At 50.2% G+C, this 14,536-nt stretch carries 13 protein-coding genes; 10 read left to right on the plus strand and 3 right to left on the minus strand.

Annotated features, from left to right (window positions below; all coding sequences use genetic code 11):
- Window positions 1-83 precede the first annotated feature (83 nt).
- The 3 genes from trxB to B153_RS0106125 all read right to left on the minus strand — a co-directional run bounded on the left by trxB (window position 84) and on the right by B153_RS0106125 (window position 3,826).
- Window positions 84-1,049 carry a thioredoxin-disulfide reductase gene (gene trxB, locus B153_RS0106115; protein ID WP_020595802.1) on the minus strand — a complete coding sequence of 322 codons (966 nt, stop codon included), beginning with the start codon at window positions 1,047-1,049 and terminating at the stop codon, window positions 84-86.
- A gap of 177 nt (window positions 1,050-1,226) precedes the next feature.
- Complete coding sequence (locus B153_RS0106120; RefSeq protein ID WP_026261942.1) at window positions 1,227-3,224, minus strand: OmpA family protein; 1,998 nt, start codon at window positions 3,222-3,224, stop codon at window positions 1,227-1,229.
- A complete protein-coding gene (locus B153_RS0106125; protein ID WP_020595804.1) occupies window positions 3,179-3,826 on the minus strand; it encodes a 7-carboxy-7-deazaguanine synthase QueE in 648 nt (215 codons plus the stop codon). Before B153_RS0106125 ends, B153_RS0106120 begins: the two co-directional genes overlap by 46 nt.
- 45 nt (window positions 3,827-3,871) lie before the next feature.
- Between B153_RS0106125 and B153_RS0106130 the strand changes: the two genes are divergently transcribed.
- The 10 genes from B153_RS0106130 (at window position 3,872) to B153_RS0106175 (ending at window position 14,517) form a co-directional block, all read left to right on the plus strand.
- Window positions 3,872-4,783, plus strand: a complete 912-nt coding sequence (locus B153_RS0106130) for a LytR/AlgR family response regulator transcription factor (protein ID WP_157634592.1) — start codon at window positions 3,872-3,874, stop codon at window positions 4,781-4,783.
- Window positions 4,784-4,926: 143 nt separating this feature from the next.
- Window positions 4,927-5,676: a CPBP family intramembrane glutamic endopeptidase gene (locus tag B153_RS0106135; protein ID WP_020595806.1), complete on the plus strand. Its 750-nt coding sequence runs from the start codon at window positions 4,927-4,929 to the stop codon at window positions 5,674-5,676.
- Window positions 5,677-5,906: 230 nt separating this feature from the next.
- A complete protein-coding gene (hisG, locus tag B153_RS0106140) occupies window positions 5,907-6,767 on the plus strand; it encodes an ATP phosphoribosyltransferase (RefSeq protein WP_020595807.1) in 861 nt (286 codons plus the stop codon).
- Window positions 6,768-6,876: 109 nt separating this feature from the next.
- On the plus strand, window positions 6,877-8,166 hold the full coding sequence (hisD, locus tag B153_RS0106145) for a histidinol dehydrogenase (protein WP_020595808.1): 1,290 nt from the start codon (window positions 6,877-6,879) through the stop codon (window positions 8,164-8,166).
- Window positions 8,167-8,196: 30 nt separating this feature from the next.
- Window positions 8,197-8,448, plus strand: a complete 252-nt coding sequence (locus B153_RS0106150) for a hypothetical protein (RefSeq protein WP_020595809.1) — start codon at window positions 8,197-8,199, stop codon at window positions 8,446-8,448.
- Window positions 8,438-8,818, plus strand: coding sequence for a type II toxin-antitoxin system VapC family toxin (locus B153_RS0106155; protein WP_020595810.1), 381 nt, complete (start codon window positions 8,438-8,440; stop codon window positions 8,816-8,818). The genes B153_RS0106150 and B153_RS0106155 overlap by 11 nt, the downstream gene beginning before the upstream one ends.
- The gene (locus B153_RS0106160) at window positions 8,815-9,315 is read left to right on the plus strand and encodes a peptide deformylase (RefSeq protein WP_020595811.1); all 501 of its coding nucleotides are present in this window, start codon (window positions 8,815-8,817) and stop codon (window positions 9,313-9,315) included. Before B153_RS0106155 ends, B153_RS0106160 begins: the two co-directional genes overlap by 4 nt.
- A gap of 15 nt (window positions 9,316-9,330) precedes the next feature.
- Window positions 9,331-10,449 carry a histidinol-phosphate transaminase gene (gene hisC, locus B153_RS34735; RefSeq protein WP_020595812.1) on the plus strand — a complete coding sequence of 373 codons (1,119 nt, stop codon included), beginning with the start codon at window positions 9,331-9,333 and terminating at the stop codon, window positions 10,447-10,449.
- A 68-nt stretch (window positions 10,450-10,517) separates the two neighbouring features.
- Window positions 10,518-11,060 (plus strand): hypothetical protein, encoded by a 543-nt coding sequence (locus B153_RS0106170; protein WP_026261943.1) that lies wholly within the window; start codon window positions 10,518-10,520, stop codon window positions 11,058-11,060.
- A 106-nt stretch (window positions 11,061-11,166) separates the two neighbouring features.
- Complete coding sequence (locus B153_RS0106175) at window positions 11,167-14,517, plus strand: UvrD-helicase domain-containing protein (RefSeq protein ID WP_020595814.1); 3,351 nt, start codon at window positions 11,167-11,169, stop codon at window positions 14,515-14,517.
- The last annotated feature ends 19 nt before the right edge of the window (window positions 14,518-14,536 follow it).

Consider the following 14,536-nt stretch of genomic DNA (forward strand, 5'->3'; position numbering starts at 1 on the left):
TTGAGGATAAGGCTGGCTGATAAAAATGATGCTGCATCAGCCAGCCTTATCCTCAAAACCGAAAACCTGGTTTTGTTAATGAATTAAATTTCTTCTGGCTGCATTTCCAGGGTAACCAGATAACGCTCTGCGTCGAGGGCGGCCATACAGCCGGTACCAGCCGCCGTAACGGCCTGACGGTAGATGTTATCCTGTGCGTCGCCACAGGCAAATACGCCGGGTATATTGGTTCGGGTGCTTCCCTTTTCGGTCAAAATGTAGCCATTGTCGTCCAAATCGATAAACTCCCGGAAAATGTCAGTATTGGGTTTGTGACCGATGGCCACGAAAAAGCCCGTAACATTCAGAATAGACTCTTCACCTGTTTCGCTATTTTTAATACGAACTCCCTCCACATCTTCATCACCCAGAATTTCTTCGGTTACTGAATTGTAGAGGACCTCGATGTTGTGTGCGGTTTTTACCCGTTGTTGCATGAACTTAGACGCCCGCATTTCATCGCGCCGAACCAGCATGTACACCTTGCGGCACAAATTGGCCAGATAGCTTGCTTCTTCGGCGGCCGTGTCGCCCGCTCCAACGATGGCTACGTCCTGCCCCCGGAAAAAGAACCCGTCGCAGACGGCACAGGCGGATACGCCCCGGCCATTAAGCCGCATTTCGGAGGGTAATCCGAGCCATTTGGCGGTAGCCCCGGTTGAAATAATAACTGAATCGGCCGTAAGCTCATATTTATCATCGACCGTAACGCGATGTGGGTTGCCCGGACTAGGCTGCTCCATGAACTCGACTTTGGTTACCATGCCGTAGCGAATGTCGGTGCCAAACCGACGAGCCTGTGCTTCCAAATCCTGCATCATCTGAGGACCTTGTACGCCATTGGGGTATCCTGGGAAATTATCGACTTCGGTAGTGATGGTAAGTTGGCCGCCAGGTTGAGCACCCTGAAACAGAACAGGTTGCAGATTTGCTCGAGATGCATAAATAGCTGCCGTATAACCGGCTGGACCAGAACCTATGATTAAGCACTTAACGTGTTCAGGTGTCATTGTAGTGGGAATGTATTGTCTGGTAACTAAAAATACCCCCTCCCAAAAGTGGGGGTATCTGGACAACATACACAAAATTGAAAAAAATCCCGCAGGAAAGCAAAGTATGTGAAGGTTGTAGGATGTGGCTGGCACAAGTTCAATACATTCAATATCCTATCTCATACATCCTACATTTTACAACACTTTCCATTCAATACGTCGGTTGAGTTGCCGGTTCTCGTCGGAAGTGTTCGGAACGAGCGGTCGGGTCTTGCCATAGCCTACGGCTCGAATCCGACTGGTGTCGATACCTGCCCCCGTCAGATAGGTCACAACGGCTTGCGCCCGTTTTTGCGAAAGGGTCAGGTTGGCGGCAGGGTCACCTTTATCATCGGTATGGCCCGAGATTTCAATTTTTACGCCTGGGTTGGCTTGCAAAAATGCCGCCAGCCGAGCGAGTTCCGTTCGTGATTTATCGGCCAGATCGTACCGGCCTGATTCAAAAAACAAGTTGTTCAGCGTTTCATTGGCGGTCGCTCCGGTGGAAACGGGCTCTAGGGGAACCGCCATTGACAACCCTTCGCCTTTTGTTTTTTGGGTAAAATCGAACGATAGGCTTTTGAACAGATAGCCCGACTGACTCACATACAGAGCATACTCACCCCCACTTGGCAGCACAGCCGTATATTGACCAGTTTGGGCATCGGCCTGCACGCGTGAGACTACCTGATTCGTTTTCAGATCAATCAGTTCGACGGTAGCGGCCAGTGGTTTTTTCGTTTTTGCATCAGCAATTGTTCCTTTTAAATAGCTGACGGGTTTGATCCGTTCGCGCAGGGATTCGGGCAATTCGAAGGTGTACAGACGGGATTTTTGGGAAACCCCATCTTTCTGCTCTTCAAAGGAATAATAAGCGCGGGTACCATTGGCCGAAACAAAGAGGGAAGCCTGATCTTCCGAATTATTGATTGGATAACCCAGGTTGGTAGGGGCAGACCAGCCAGAAGGACCGTTGTCGGACACAAACAGGTCGTAACCACCCAAACCTACATGCCCTTCTGAGGCAAAAAACAGGCTCTGGCCATTGGGATGAATAAAGGGTGAGGCCTCATTCGAAGCCGTATTGACAGGTTCTCCCAGATTGACAGGCTCGGTCCATTCGCCATTAGTATCCCGGTCACTGCGCCAGATGTCGCGACGTCCTTTGCCACCCGGTCGGTCTGAAACAAAGTAAAGTTGCCGTCCATCGGCCGAGAGGGCGGGTTGGGATTCATAATAACGGGTATTGATCGTTGCGCCTAAATTTTCGGGACTCGACCAGTCGTTGCCGGTTTTGTGGCTCATATAGAGGTCGCAGCTACCAAAACCTTTACGACCCTGGCAGGCTGTAAAGACAATCGTGCGTCCATCGGCCGAAAGGCTGGCCGTACCTTCATTTTCGGGGGTATTAATACTACCTGCCAATGAGGTAGGAGGGGACCAGGTTTCGCCATTGAAGGTAGCCGTCATCAGGTCTTCGTCGCCTTCGGGTTTCAGAGCGGTAAAGACCAGGGTTTGTTCATCGGCCGTAAGAACGGGGAAGTATTGTGATGGGGTCGTTTGCAGTACCGATGATAAGGGTTTGGGATCAACAGCCTGTGGATGTTGCATGGCTTCCAGGCCAAACCGGGCGGTTTCCAGCTGACGGGCAATCCGTTTGGCCTGGGTGGACTGGGGGGCAAACAGCGTTTGAAATTTTTCGAGAAAAGGAATGGCTTCGTTGTAGCGACCTAATCGAAGCAGGGTATTGCTCAGGGCCTGATAGGCTGACCCTGAAGCCGGATTGTCGGGTTGAAGTCGGACGGCATTCCGATAGGCAGCCAGAGCAGGATCGTACCGCCTGGTGAATTCGTACAACTGACCGAGTTTCAGATAGGCATCCGTAAAGTTCGGGTCTTCCTTTACGGCCTGCTCCATAAACGGAATGGCATCTGCCGCTTTCCGCTCACTAAACAGTCGGATGGACTGGTCGTAAAGCTCCTTCGCCTTTTTGGTTTGCGCCTGGAGACTGGTGCCGAGGGCCAGGAGCAGAGAAATCAGTAACGTGTTTAGGGCGAAGGACAAAAAGAAACGGTTGCGTCCTGCCGTAGGCACCCTGCCCTCTGCCTTTATGGAATATCCATGTATTTGTGCGTCTGCAACGAGATTTGCCATTGCGGATTATTTTTTACGTAATCAACGATACGAGGCAGCATTTCATTGGAGCGGCTCCACTCTGTTTGCAAAAAGAGTTTACAGTCGGGTCGTAAAAAGGGTACAAAGGACTCTGCAAATGCAAAATCGGACAGGTTATATATGATAACCTTCAGTTCGTCCGCTTTCGCAAAAATGGCTGGATTGGGTTTCTTAAACTTTTTAGGTGAAAAGCAAATCCAGTCCCATGATCCCGTAACGACCTGACAAACCCCCGACGTTTCGATATTGGTACGGAATCCGGCAGCCTGTAGCGAAGCTGTCAGTTCGGTAAGGTCGTGCATAAGTGGTTCGCCCCCGGTAATAACGGCCATTCGACCCGGATACTGCAAAGCGCCTGCCAGAATTGTATCGACCGATAATTTGGGGTGGGCATCGGCATCCCACGATTCTTTAACGTCGCACCAGTGGCAGCCTACGTCGCACCCACCGAGCCGGATAAAATACGCAGCCCGACCCGTGTGGGCGCCTTCGCCCTGAAGGGTATAAAACGCTTCCATGACGGGTAGCGAAGAGGCCGGGTTGTTGTTGAGATGGATGGGTTGTTTCTGTTCTGCTAGCATGATACAAAGATACGAAGGTTCGGTGGAATGGTTATTTTTGTTGCCATGCTCCAAGCCGTAACCACCTTTCTGAATCGGCCAATAGCCGAAGATTTTCGCTTTAAAACCCAGATCTGGCAGGCGATCCAGACAGGTATTTATGTATTCCTGTTTATTTATTTTTTTGGTGGTCCGTCATTCGGGGCGCCTAATCGGGCTGGGATGCTGGCCCTGTTTGGAGCCGGTTGTGCCGTATCAACCCTGATGGCCAATTGGCTTGTTCCGATCCTGTTTAGCCGGATTTATGACGAAGACCGTTGGGTGGTTTGGAAATACATCCTTCATACGCTGTTCGTTTTGTTTTGTATCAGCGTCGGTAATCAACTCCTGCTGGTACTAACCCAGAATGACTATCCGCCGTTCATACAGATGTATCTGATCGTGACGCTGATCGGCTTTTTCCCAATCATAAGTGGGGTATTTGTGACCGAGCGTCGTCGGCTTAAACGAAATCTGGCGCAAGCACAGGCACTCAATCGCCAACTGACGCAGCGAGCCGAACCGCCACTGCCGGACCTGTCGGATTCCCGACCGACAAAAGCAGAGATCGCCACTGAAGTTGAATCGAAACCCCTGGTGTTGAGTTCAGAAAGTGGCAAAGAGCGACTAACGCTGCAACCCGAGCAGTTACTATTCGTTGAATCGGTCGGAAACTACGTAGAGGTGCATTGGCTGAATCGGAACGAAGTTCAGAAAACCGTTCTTCGAAGTACACTTAAAGAAGTGGCCGATGCGCTTCGCACTTATCCGCAATTTTTCCGCTGCCATCGGGCGTTTCTGGTGAATCTGAAATGCATTCATCAAACCGAAGGTAATGCCCGTGGGTATCAGTTGACCATTAGCGCTGTTTCAACAAAAATTCCTGTATCCCGTAGTTATCTGGATGCGTTTGATACCCGGATAAACGAGGTTTTGTAGGCTTCCCGATTGTCCCTGCTACGCCCAAATATCCCTAAAACTACCTGTTTGTCCCGCTATCGAAACGCCCATCCCAGGCTATTGTGCGGCTGTTTCTGCCGATTCAGTTTTGTGTCAGTCAATCGAAACAAAACTGAATCGCCATGCTGAACACACTGAAAATTACCCGCTCGGACTTAGCCAACGTTAACTGGAAATCGGTTAGTAGTTTTTACCTGCTGGCTTGTTCGCTCTCGTATGGATTACATTTCTTACCCAACCTGAATAAAGGGATTCTGCCCGTTCATAATGTATTTACGTATGGCATGGGTCCATTGCTGGCGGCTGTAGTTTGCCGGTTTCTGTTTCCACGTCAGCCACGCACACTTTCGGTATTCGGCTCCGCACCGCTAAAAGCTATTGTATTGGTAATGACCCCAATTTTGCTTTCTGCTATAATCGGCGTTCCGAATAAAGCAGGTCAGAACGTTCATCTTTTTGGATTCCTGCTTGGGGTTTCGGGATTGCTCTATGGGTTTGGTGAAGAGATGGGCTGGCGCGGCTACCTGCAGGAGGCTCTTCGGCCGTTGCCCACGTTTTACCGAGTTACGTTGATTGGCGTACTCCATGCGGGCTGGCATTTGACCTTCCTCTCCGATTTGTCCGGCATAGTCGGTGGGCAGACAACTGGATGGATGGTAGTTGGGGTGCTGATTTTGATGGCCTGGGGGTTAGGGGCACTAGTCGATACGACAAAGTCGGTTTTGGTGGTTGCCTCTGCCCACGAACTGATGAACATTGCCGTACATCCGGTTGCCCTCGCAATCACGTTACTGGTCTGGATTGGGCTAGTACGAAACTGGCGGAAACAACGCCCGCATTTTAAGAATTTTCTTTTTACCTTTGTGCCATGATTTCAAAACGGGACACTCATTCGCCTTTCCGACATCGTCGTCACCATTCGGGCTGCTAATCTGGCCTGCCACTACGTTGTTGTATCCCCGTTTTCCTGTAGGTTTGCCCCCTGATTTTCTGGCCGCATGCTGTATGAAAAATAAGTTGCGGGATACAGCTTCAAAACTAACGTATTACGGGAGGTGTGGGGCATCTCATACATCCTATCTCATACATCCTACATCAAGTAATGTCTTCTGTATTACGAATTGCCTTACAAAAATCGGGTCGGCTGAGCGAAGATTCGTATCAGCTTTTTAAAGAGTGTGGTATCCGTTTCGACTATGGGACCGGTAAACTCAAATCAGTGTCATCCAACTTCCCGGCAGAGTTTCTTTTTTTACGCGACGACGATATTCCTGGTTACGTCGAAGATGGCGTTGCTGATCTGGGCATCGTGGGCGAAAACGTAGCGGTCGAAATGGGCCGCCAGGTACAAACGATTCATAAACTTGGGTTCTCTAAATGCCGGTTGTCTATTGCTGTGCCACGGGGTACCGACTGGACGGGTATTCAGTGCCTGGAAGGAAAGAATATCGCTACCTCGTACCCGAATCTGTTGGGAAACTACCTGACCGAACAGGGGGTTCAGGCCGAAATTCACGAGATCAGCGGGTCGGTAGAGATTGCTCCCAGCATCGGGCTGGCGGAGGCTGTCTGTGACATTGTTAGTTCGGGAAGTACATTGCTCAGTAATGGCCTGAAAGAAGTGGAAACCATCTTTCGTTCAGAAGCCATCCTGATTGCCCCAAACGAGCTGAACGCAGAGAAACAGGAACTAATCGATAAACTGCTCTTCCGCATCAAAGCGGTACAGGTGGCCAAGAATAATAAATACATCGTCCTGAATGCTCCGAACCACTCACTCGATCAGATTACGGCCTTGCTCCCCGGTATGAAAAGCCCCACGGTTACGCCATTGGCTACCGAAGGCTGGAGTTCCGTACATTCGGTGCTGAATGAAAATGAGTTCTGGGAAAATATCGAAGCCATCCGGGCCGCTGGTGCCGAAGGCATCCTCGTGATTCCGATTGAGAAAATGATTTATTAACATTAAGTAGACAGGAGTGATGAGCGAGGAGTGAGAATAGCTGACGCAGGAAACTTATTAATGCGTCAGCTATTCCCGCTCCTCACTCCTCGCTCCTCGCTCCTAGAAAATGAATATCATTCCTTTTCCCGCCCGAACGGAATGGCCAGCCTTGTTGGCCCGTCCGGTGCAGTCGACGCAACAGATCGAAGCGGCTGTAGCTCCGATTTTGGCTCAGGTGAAAGCCGAGGGTGATGTGGCCTTGCTGGCCCTGGCTAAAAAATTCGACAAGCTTGACCTGACAACCGCGCAACTGCGTGTCGATAACACCGAATTGGAGGCTGCCGAAGCGCAGTTAAGTAGTGAACTGAAAATGGCTATACAACAAGCCTATCAGAACATTCGCCTGTTTCATGAAAAGCAGAAGCAGCCTGTCGAAAAGATTGAGACCATGCCGGGGGTAACCTGCTGGCGGAAAAGCGTCGGAATCGAAAAAGTGGGGCTATATATTCCGGGAGGAACGGCACCGTTGTTTAGTACGGTGCTTATGCTGGGCATACCGGCTCAACTGGCTGGTTGTCAGGAGATCGTTCTATGCACCCCGAGCAACCATCCCGCCATCTATTTTGCCGCCAAACTAGTGGGCGTTACACAGGTGTTTCGGATTGGTGGGGCGCAGGCTATAGCGGCTATGGCTTACGGAACCGAGTCAGTGCCGCAGGTGTACAAAATTTTTGGGCCGGGAAATCAGTACGTTACGGCTGCAAAGATGCTGGTCGCCAAAGAGGGTATGGCTATCGATATGCCCGCCGGGCCAAGTGAAGTGGCGGTCTACGCCGATGATTCGGCTGTTCCATCGTTTGTAGCGGCTGACCTGCTCTCACAGGCCGAACATGGTGCCGATAGTCAGGTGCTGCTGGTGTCGACCAGTAAAAAACTGCTGACCAGTGTAAACCTGACTCTGTCGACCCAGCTTGGCCGATTGCCCCGGCAGGATATGGCCGCTAAAGCACTGGAAAATAGTAAAATGATATTGCTTGAAAGTCAGGAAGATGCCGTTGATCTGTTGAATCAATATGCTGCCGAACACCTCATTCTAAGTATAGAGAATGCGGAAGAAGTGGCCGATCAAATTATCAATGCGGGTTCGATTTTCCTTGGTAACTACACCCCCGAATCGGCGGGTGATTATGCCTCGGGAACCAATCATACGCTGCCAACCAATGGCTTTGCACGCGCCTACAGTGGGGTATCGCTGGATAGCTTCGTGAAGAAGATAACCGTACAGCATATTACCCCCGCCGGGTTGCAGCAAGTCGGTCCTGTAGTGGAAGCGATGGCCGAAGCCGAATCGCTGGAAGCTCACAAGCGTGCGGTGAGCCTGCGATTGGCTAGCCTGGAAGAAACGAATCTCGTTTGATTTCGTTATTTTGCTAAAAAAAGTACAGCTATGAGTCAGTTAGTCATTGAGATCGATAATCCAGAAGATGAAGCACTATTGATCCGTTTATTGCCTAAGCTAAATGGGCGAATTGTCTCTAAAGAAGCTAGTACAGCTATAAATGATCGCAAGGAGAAGTTGTCGGCTATTTTTGATCGACTAAGGGACAGCGGAGTTGCTGAGAAATATGGTGACCCATCAGAATGGCAACGAGAAGTGCGACAGGATCGACCTTTAGCTGGCCGCGAAGATGATTATTGACAGTAACGTCATCATTTATTCGATTCGGCCTGAGTATAGACAATTGCAGGCTTATCTGCTCAAGCACAGTAATGTGTTGCAGGTATCAGCAATCACCAGACTTGAGGTAGTTGGCTTTTACAAATTAGCTGAGGAAGAAAAAGAACAGTTTGAGCAATTTTTTACTACCATTCTCATTCTTCCCATAACGGATGAAGTCATTACCGAAGCCATTCGGCTCCGCCAACAACGCAAGCGGTCGCTGGCGGATTCCCTTATTGCCGCAACAGGAATTCTGTATAAGCTACCCGTTCTGACAAATAATGTAGCCGATTTCTCGGACATTGAAGGTCTACAGATTATTCCGCTGTCCGACATTTTAAACACATGAAACATCTCGCTGATCTGCTGCTTCTGGGCGACCCACGCTTATACGAAACCTGCGAACCTGTACTGGAATCTGAACTGCCACTGGTAGCTGGCTGGGTAGCCGATCTGCATAATGTGATGGAGGAAATCCGGGCGAAATATCAGTTTGGGCGGGGTATTGCCGCTCCCCAACTGGGAATTATGAAGCGCCTGATCTACCTGAATATAGACCGTCCCCAGGTAGTCATCAATCCCGAACTGATCGCCCTCAGCGATGATATGAACGAGCTTTGGGACGATTGTATGAGCTTTCCAAACTTACTGGTGCGTGTTCGTCGGCATCGAAAGCTGACGATGATCTACCGGGATGAAAACTGGCAAACGCATACATGGGAAGTAAACGACTGGGCCTTGTCGGAACTGATACAACATGAATACGACCATCTGAACGGGGTTTTATGTACCATGCGGGCGATCGACGAGCAGGCATTTCGCTGGCGACCAACCCCCAATCCTTAATTCGAATAACCACTTATGTTTAATCTTAGTACGATTCTACGCCCACATATTCTTTCGTTGACACCGTATTCATCGGCTCGTGATGAGTATACGGGTACGATCGGCGTGTTTCTGGACGCCAACGAGAACCCAATTGGCTCAACGACTGATGCGGGTACTTACAACCGCTATCCTGATCCGCATCAGTGGGCCATCAAACAACGGCTGGCACCGATCAAAGGGGTTCGGGTGGGGCAGATTTTTCTAGGCAACGGTTCCGACGAACCCATCGATCTGCTGGTACGGGCCACCTGCGTACCGGGCCAGGATAACCTACTGATTATGCCGCCCACATACGGGATGTATGAGGTATCAGCAGCTCTCAACGATGTGGCTTTGCTCAAAGTACCACTCACGCCCGACTTTCAGGTGGATACGGAGGCTGTGCTAGGGGCTATCACCAAAAACACGAAGCTGATCTGGCTTTGCTCCCCCAACAATCCGTCGGGCAATCTATTACAGCCCGAAGCCATCCGCCGGATTCTCGAAGCGGCCGAGCATTCACTGGTGATTGTTGATGAAGCGTATATTGATTTTGCCGATACACCTTCCTGGACAACCCAACTAGACAGGTATCCGAATCTGGTAGTGCTGCAAACCTTCTCCAAAGCCTGGGGACTGGCGGCTTTGCGGCTGGGTATGTGCTTTGCGTCGGAAGAATTGATTCAAGTCCTGAACAAGATCAAACCTCCCTACAATATCTCAGCACCCACCCAGGCACTTGCGCTGGAAGCGCTGACGCAGGGCGCGAAAAAGGAGGGAATGGTGGCCCAAATTTTGGCCGACAGGCAGATTTTGGCAGAAAAACTACGTTCTTTGCCCAATGTACAAGTGGTACACCCGTCTGATGCCAACTTCCTGCTCGTTCAGTTCGACGATGCAAAACAGGTATTCGAACAACTGATCGAACAACAGGTTATTGTCCGTGACCGATCGAAGGTGAAGCTCTGCGAAGGGTGTCTGCGCATTTCGGTGGGTACGCACGAAGAAAACGAACGGCTGCTTGACGTGCTTGGGCAGATGAGTCAAAATCCGGAAGAGCCGATAGAAACCAGCCAGAAAGCTGCCAAACCCGAACTGGTGTCGAAAACCTGATTGTTTTGTCGAATAAGCTGGTTACGTGGGTGGGTTCCGGTAGTCTAAGAGTGATTAATGTTTGCTCTATGAGAAAATCGTTGTTGATAACAGGTCTGGCCCTCCTCGGGCTTTTGGTGCAGACTCCTGAGGTCTGTGCACAGTATAACAATTGGTCATTGGGGTTCCGAATAGGGGAGCCCTCCGGTATTAATGTCCGTAAATATTTCGGAAACAATCATGCCTTTGATCTGAATATCGGGACCTATGGTGGTATTTACGGAACTAACCGTAGCTATCGTTCGGGCGATTATAAGACCGTTGGCCTCTCGATTCAGGGACATTATCTATGGCATACGGCGCTCACCAAAAGTGAGAGTATCCGGGCTTATTATGGCTTTGGAGGGCAGATAAACAATCGTCGGTATTATCCAGACTATCTGGCTGGTCAGTCCGTTAATTATGTGAAAGGAAATATTTCACTGGGTGGATCGGGTATTGCTGGCATTGAGTTCTTTCCGCCCAACAAACCGTATTCATTCTTTCTGGAAACCGGCGCTTACGTCGAACTCTTGCAAGCTCCCTTCTTCCTGAGTTTAAATACAGGGTTGGGATTGAGGTATAATTTTTAAAGGAGTGAGTAGTTAGGAGTGAGGAGTGAGAATGGCTGGCGTATAAAACTGATTGATGCGTCAGCCATTCTCAATCCCCGCTCCTCACTCCTCACTCCTAACGACTATGTTCAAAGTCTACAGTTCTTCGGCGGGGTCGGGTAAGACGTACACGCTTACCAAAGAGTACCTGAAACTGGCCTTGCAACCAGAAGCGAAGGACGATTATTTCCGGCATATTCTGGCGGTAACCTTTACCAACGCGGCCGCCAATGAGATGAAGAACCGGATACTGGAACGGCTTTCCGACATGGCCGGAGAAAAAGAGCTGGCCCTCCTCGATGAACTGGTCGTTGACCTCTACGGTACAACGATCGATTCAGAGGGGTTCGAAATAGCCAAGACCAGTCTTCGACGGAAAGCCGCTTCGGTCTTCAAAACGATCCTTCATCGTTACGCCGATTTTAGCGTTACAACCATCGATTCGTTTACCCAGCGCATTGTAATGGCGTTTACCGATGAACTGGGTTTGCCCTATTCATTTGAAGTTGAACTGGAAACCGACGAAGTACTCGAACTGGCAATCGATAACCTGATCGAAAAGGCCGGAACCGAGGAGATGGAGGAAATTACCACCATTCTGAGTGAGTACTATACCCATGTAGCTGCCGAAGGGAAAAGCTGGAACCAACTGCCCGACGTGCTGAAAGAGTTTGGCCGTAACCTAACCTCCGACCAATTTTATGAAGCGGTCAATGCTGCCCAGGAATTGTCGCCAGGTGCGTTGCGGATTATTCGCGAGCAGTTAATCCAGCACAATCAGCAGGTTGAAGCCGACATTGTTCTTTGTGGCCAACGAGCCTGGCAACGGATTATTGATGCGGGTTTATCGGAAGCTGATTTTACCTATGGCTCAAGCGGTGTAGCAGGTTTTATTAAGGTCGTGGCCGAAGGGAATGCCCAGAAAGAACCGGGTACCCGGGTGTATAATGCCATTCAAAAGGGGGAGTGGTACGGAAAAAAAACACCGTTGCCCGTTCAGGGAATGATCGACGCCATGGCCGACGAACTGACCGAATGCCTGACCCAAATCAATACCATTCGGGAGAAGAATGGCCGGGAGGTTACCCTGTTTGAGTGCCTGTTGCCCCATTTACAGAAACTCGCCTTGTTGAAACAGATGCGGGTTGAGTTCGATGAACTGCTGCGAAAAGATGGCCGGGTACACATTTCCGAATTCAATAAGAAAATCCTGTCCATTGTGGCGTCGGAGCCGGTTCCGTTTCTGTATGAACGACTGGGGGTACGGTACAATCATATACTGATCGACGAATTTCAGGATACCTCCCGACTGCAATTTGCCAATCTATTACCTCTGATTGAAAATGCACTTGGGGGAGATCATTTCAATCTGGCGGTGGGCGATGGTAAACAGGCGATTTATCGATTTCGGGGGGGCGATATGGACCAGATTGTGGCCTTGCATCGCCGGGATTTGGCAACCCTGAAAGAGGCTCATAATCCCGAGTCGTGGACTGCCGATCGAATCGACATGCTTGATGGGCATCTACAGCCCGAAATGCTTAATACCAACTGGCGAAGTGCCGAACCGATTGTTCGGTTCAACAATGACTTCTTTGAGTTTACGGCTCGTCGGTTTGAACATCAACACCCTAAAGTAGCCGACGTTTTTGATCCCGAACAGCAATTTCACCAAACCCCTTCGCCCAAAGCCCGGCAGGCTGGTCATGTGCAGCTCGACTTTGTGGTTAAAGAGGAGGAGGCTGAAAAAGACCTGACCACGCTGATGCTCGAAAAGACCATCGAACACCTGAATGGAGCGTTGTCCGATGGGTATCGATACGGTGATATCGCCATTCTTTGTCGTAAGAAATCGCAGGCCAAAGCATTGGCCAACGAATTGAATGCTCGGCAGATTCCACTGGTATCTGCCGACTCGTTATCGCTGGAGTTTTCGGACCCGGTAAAGTGGCTGGTTACGTTTATGCAGGTATTGCAACGCCCCGACCAGCGTATGCTTCGTTATGAAATGCTGTACCTGTTTCATCGCGTGGTGCAGGGTATTTTTCCCGATGATGCCCTCACGGAGAAACTGCGAGCGGTAGCCGAAGGGCATATACTGGCGATGTACGACTACCTCGCCGATCAAGGGTATGTGCTGGATATGTATGCGTTGGGTCAGTTAAATCCCTACGAACTGGCCGAACGGCTGACGGCTCAGTTTGGCCTTTTCAATCAGGCCGAGCATAATCCGTTTCTCTTTCGGTTTCTGGACGAAGTGCTGACGTTTAACCAGAAGCGGAGTGGGCATCTGAGCGATTTCCTGGTGTACTGGGAAAGCGTGCGGCAAAAAATTTCAGTAGAAGGCAGTACCCGAAATGCAGTCAGTATCCAGACTATTCACAAATCGAAAGGGCTGGAGTTTCCGGTTGTCATTATTCCATTTGCCAACTGGCGGGTCGAACCCATAAGCGATAGCACCATCTGGCTCAATCTCAATCAGATTCAGGCTGATGTTCTCACCCATTCGACCGATAAAGGCCAGTCGGTCCGACTCCTGACTGCTCCCGTCAACACAACAGGTAAACTCCGCGCAGCGCCTGAGTCCATTGCCGTTCAGTACGAAGAGGAATTGACCCGTACGTTTCTGGAAAATATGAACCTGCTCTACGTGGCCTTTACCCGCCCCACCGATCGGCTTTATGTGATCAGCGAAGCCAGAGATTTTGGCAAAGGACCTCAGAATACCGTTGGGCACTGGCTCCATGCGTTTTTGCGGGATAGTGAAGTGGCCCGCAACTGTGGTTGTACCTGGCAGGAAGGGGTGTATTCCTATCCGGTTAGCGTTTGTAACGACGTATGGTCGCATAAACGCGTAGAGGAGTTTTCCGAAGAAATTGTCCTGAACGATATTGTGAGCGGACACCGGGGCCAGGATTTGCAATTGCGCCGACTGGCCGACCGTATTTTTGATGTAGCCACGTTTGAACACACCCGCGAACGCGACCGGAAACTATGCGCGGCCCTGAGCCTGATTAAAGGCCCGGAAACGATAGATTCCGTACTGCGCCGGCTCGTCAGTGAAGGGCTGGTCAGGAAGGTTGAGTGCGAACTGATGAAAGAGAACCTGCTGGCTATTATTTTACACCCCGATCTGGTCCATCTCTTTGACTCCCGGTTGCGTGTTGATACGGATCGAACCATTTTAAGTAGTAAACGCATTCACGGTGCTCCCCACCGTGTTGTCCATTTTCCAGATGGGCGTGTTGTCCTGGTGCAGTACGAATCAGTGACGATTGCTCCGGCAGGGGAAGCATCGGACGGTCAAGGTGAATCGATCAGAAATCCAACGGCTTCGTTGAAATACTTTACAAACCTGTATCGCGATATGGGGTTCGCAGAGGTAGAAGGACGACTGGTTTATCTGACCGAGAAACCTGAAGTAATACGGGTATAATAGCTAAATAATTAAAACG

The sequence above is a fragment of the Spirosoma panaciterrae DSM 21099 genome (genome assembly GCF_000374025.1).
GTDB lineage: Bacteria > Bacteroidota > Bacteroidia > Cytophagales > Spirosomataceae > Spirosoma > Spirosoma panaciterrae.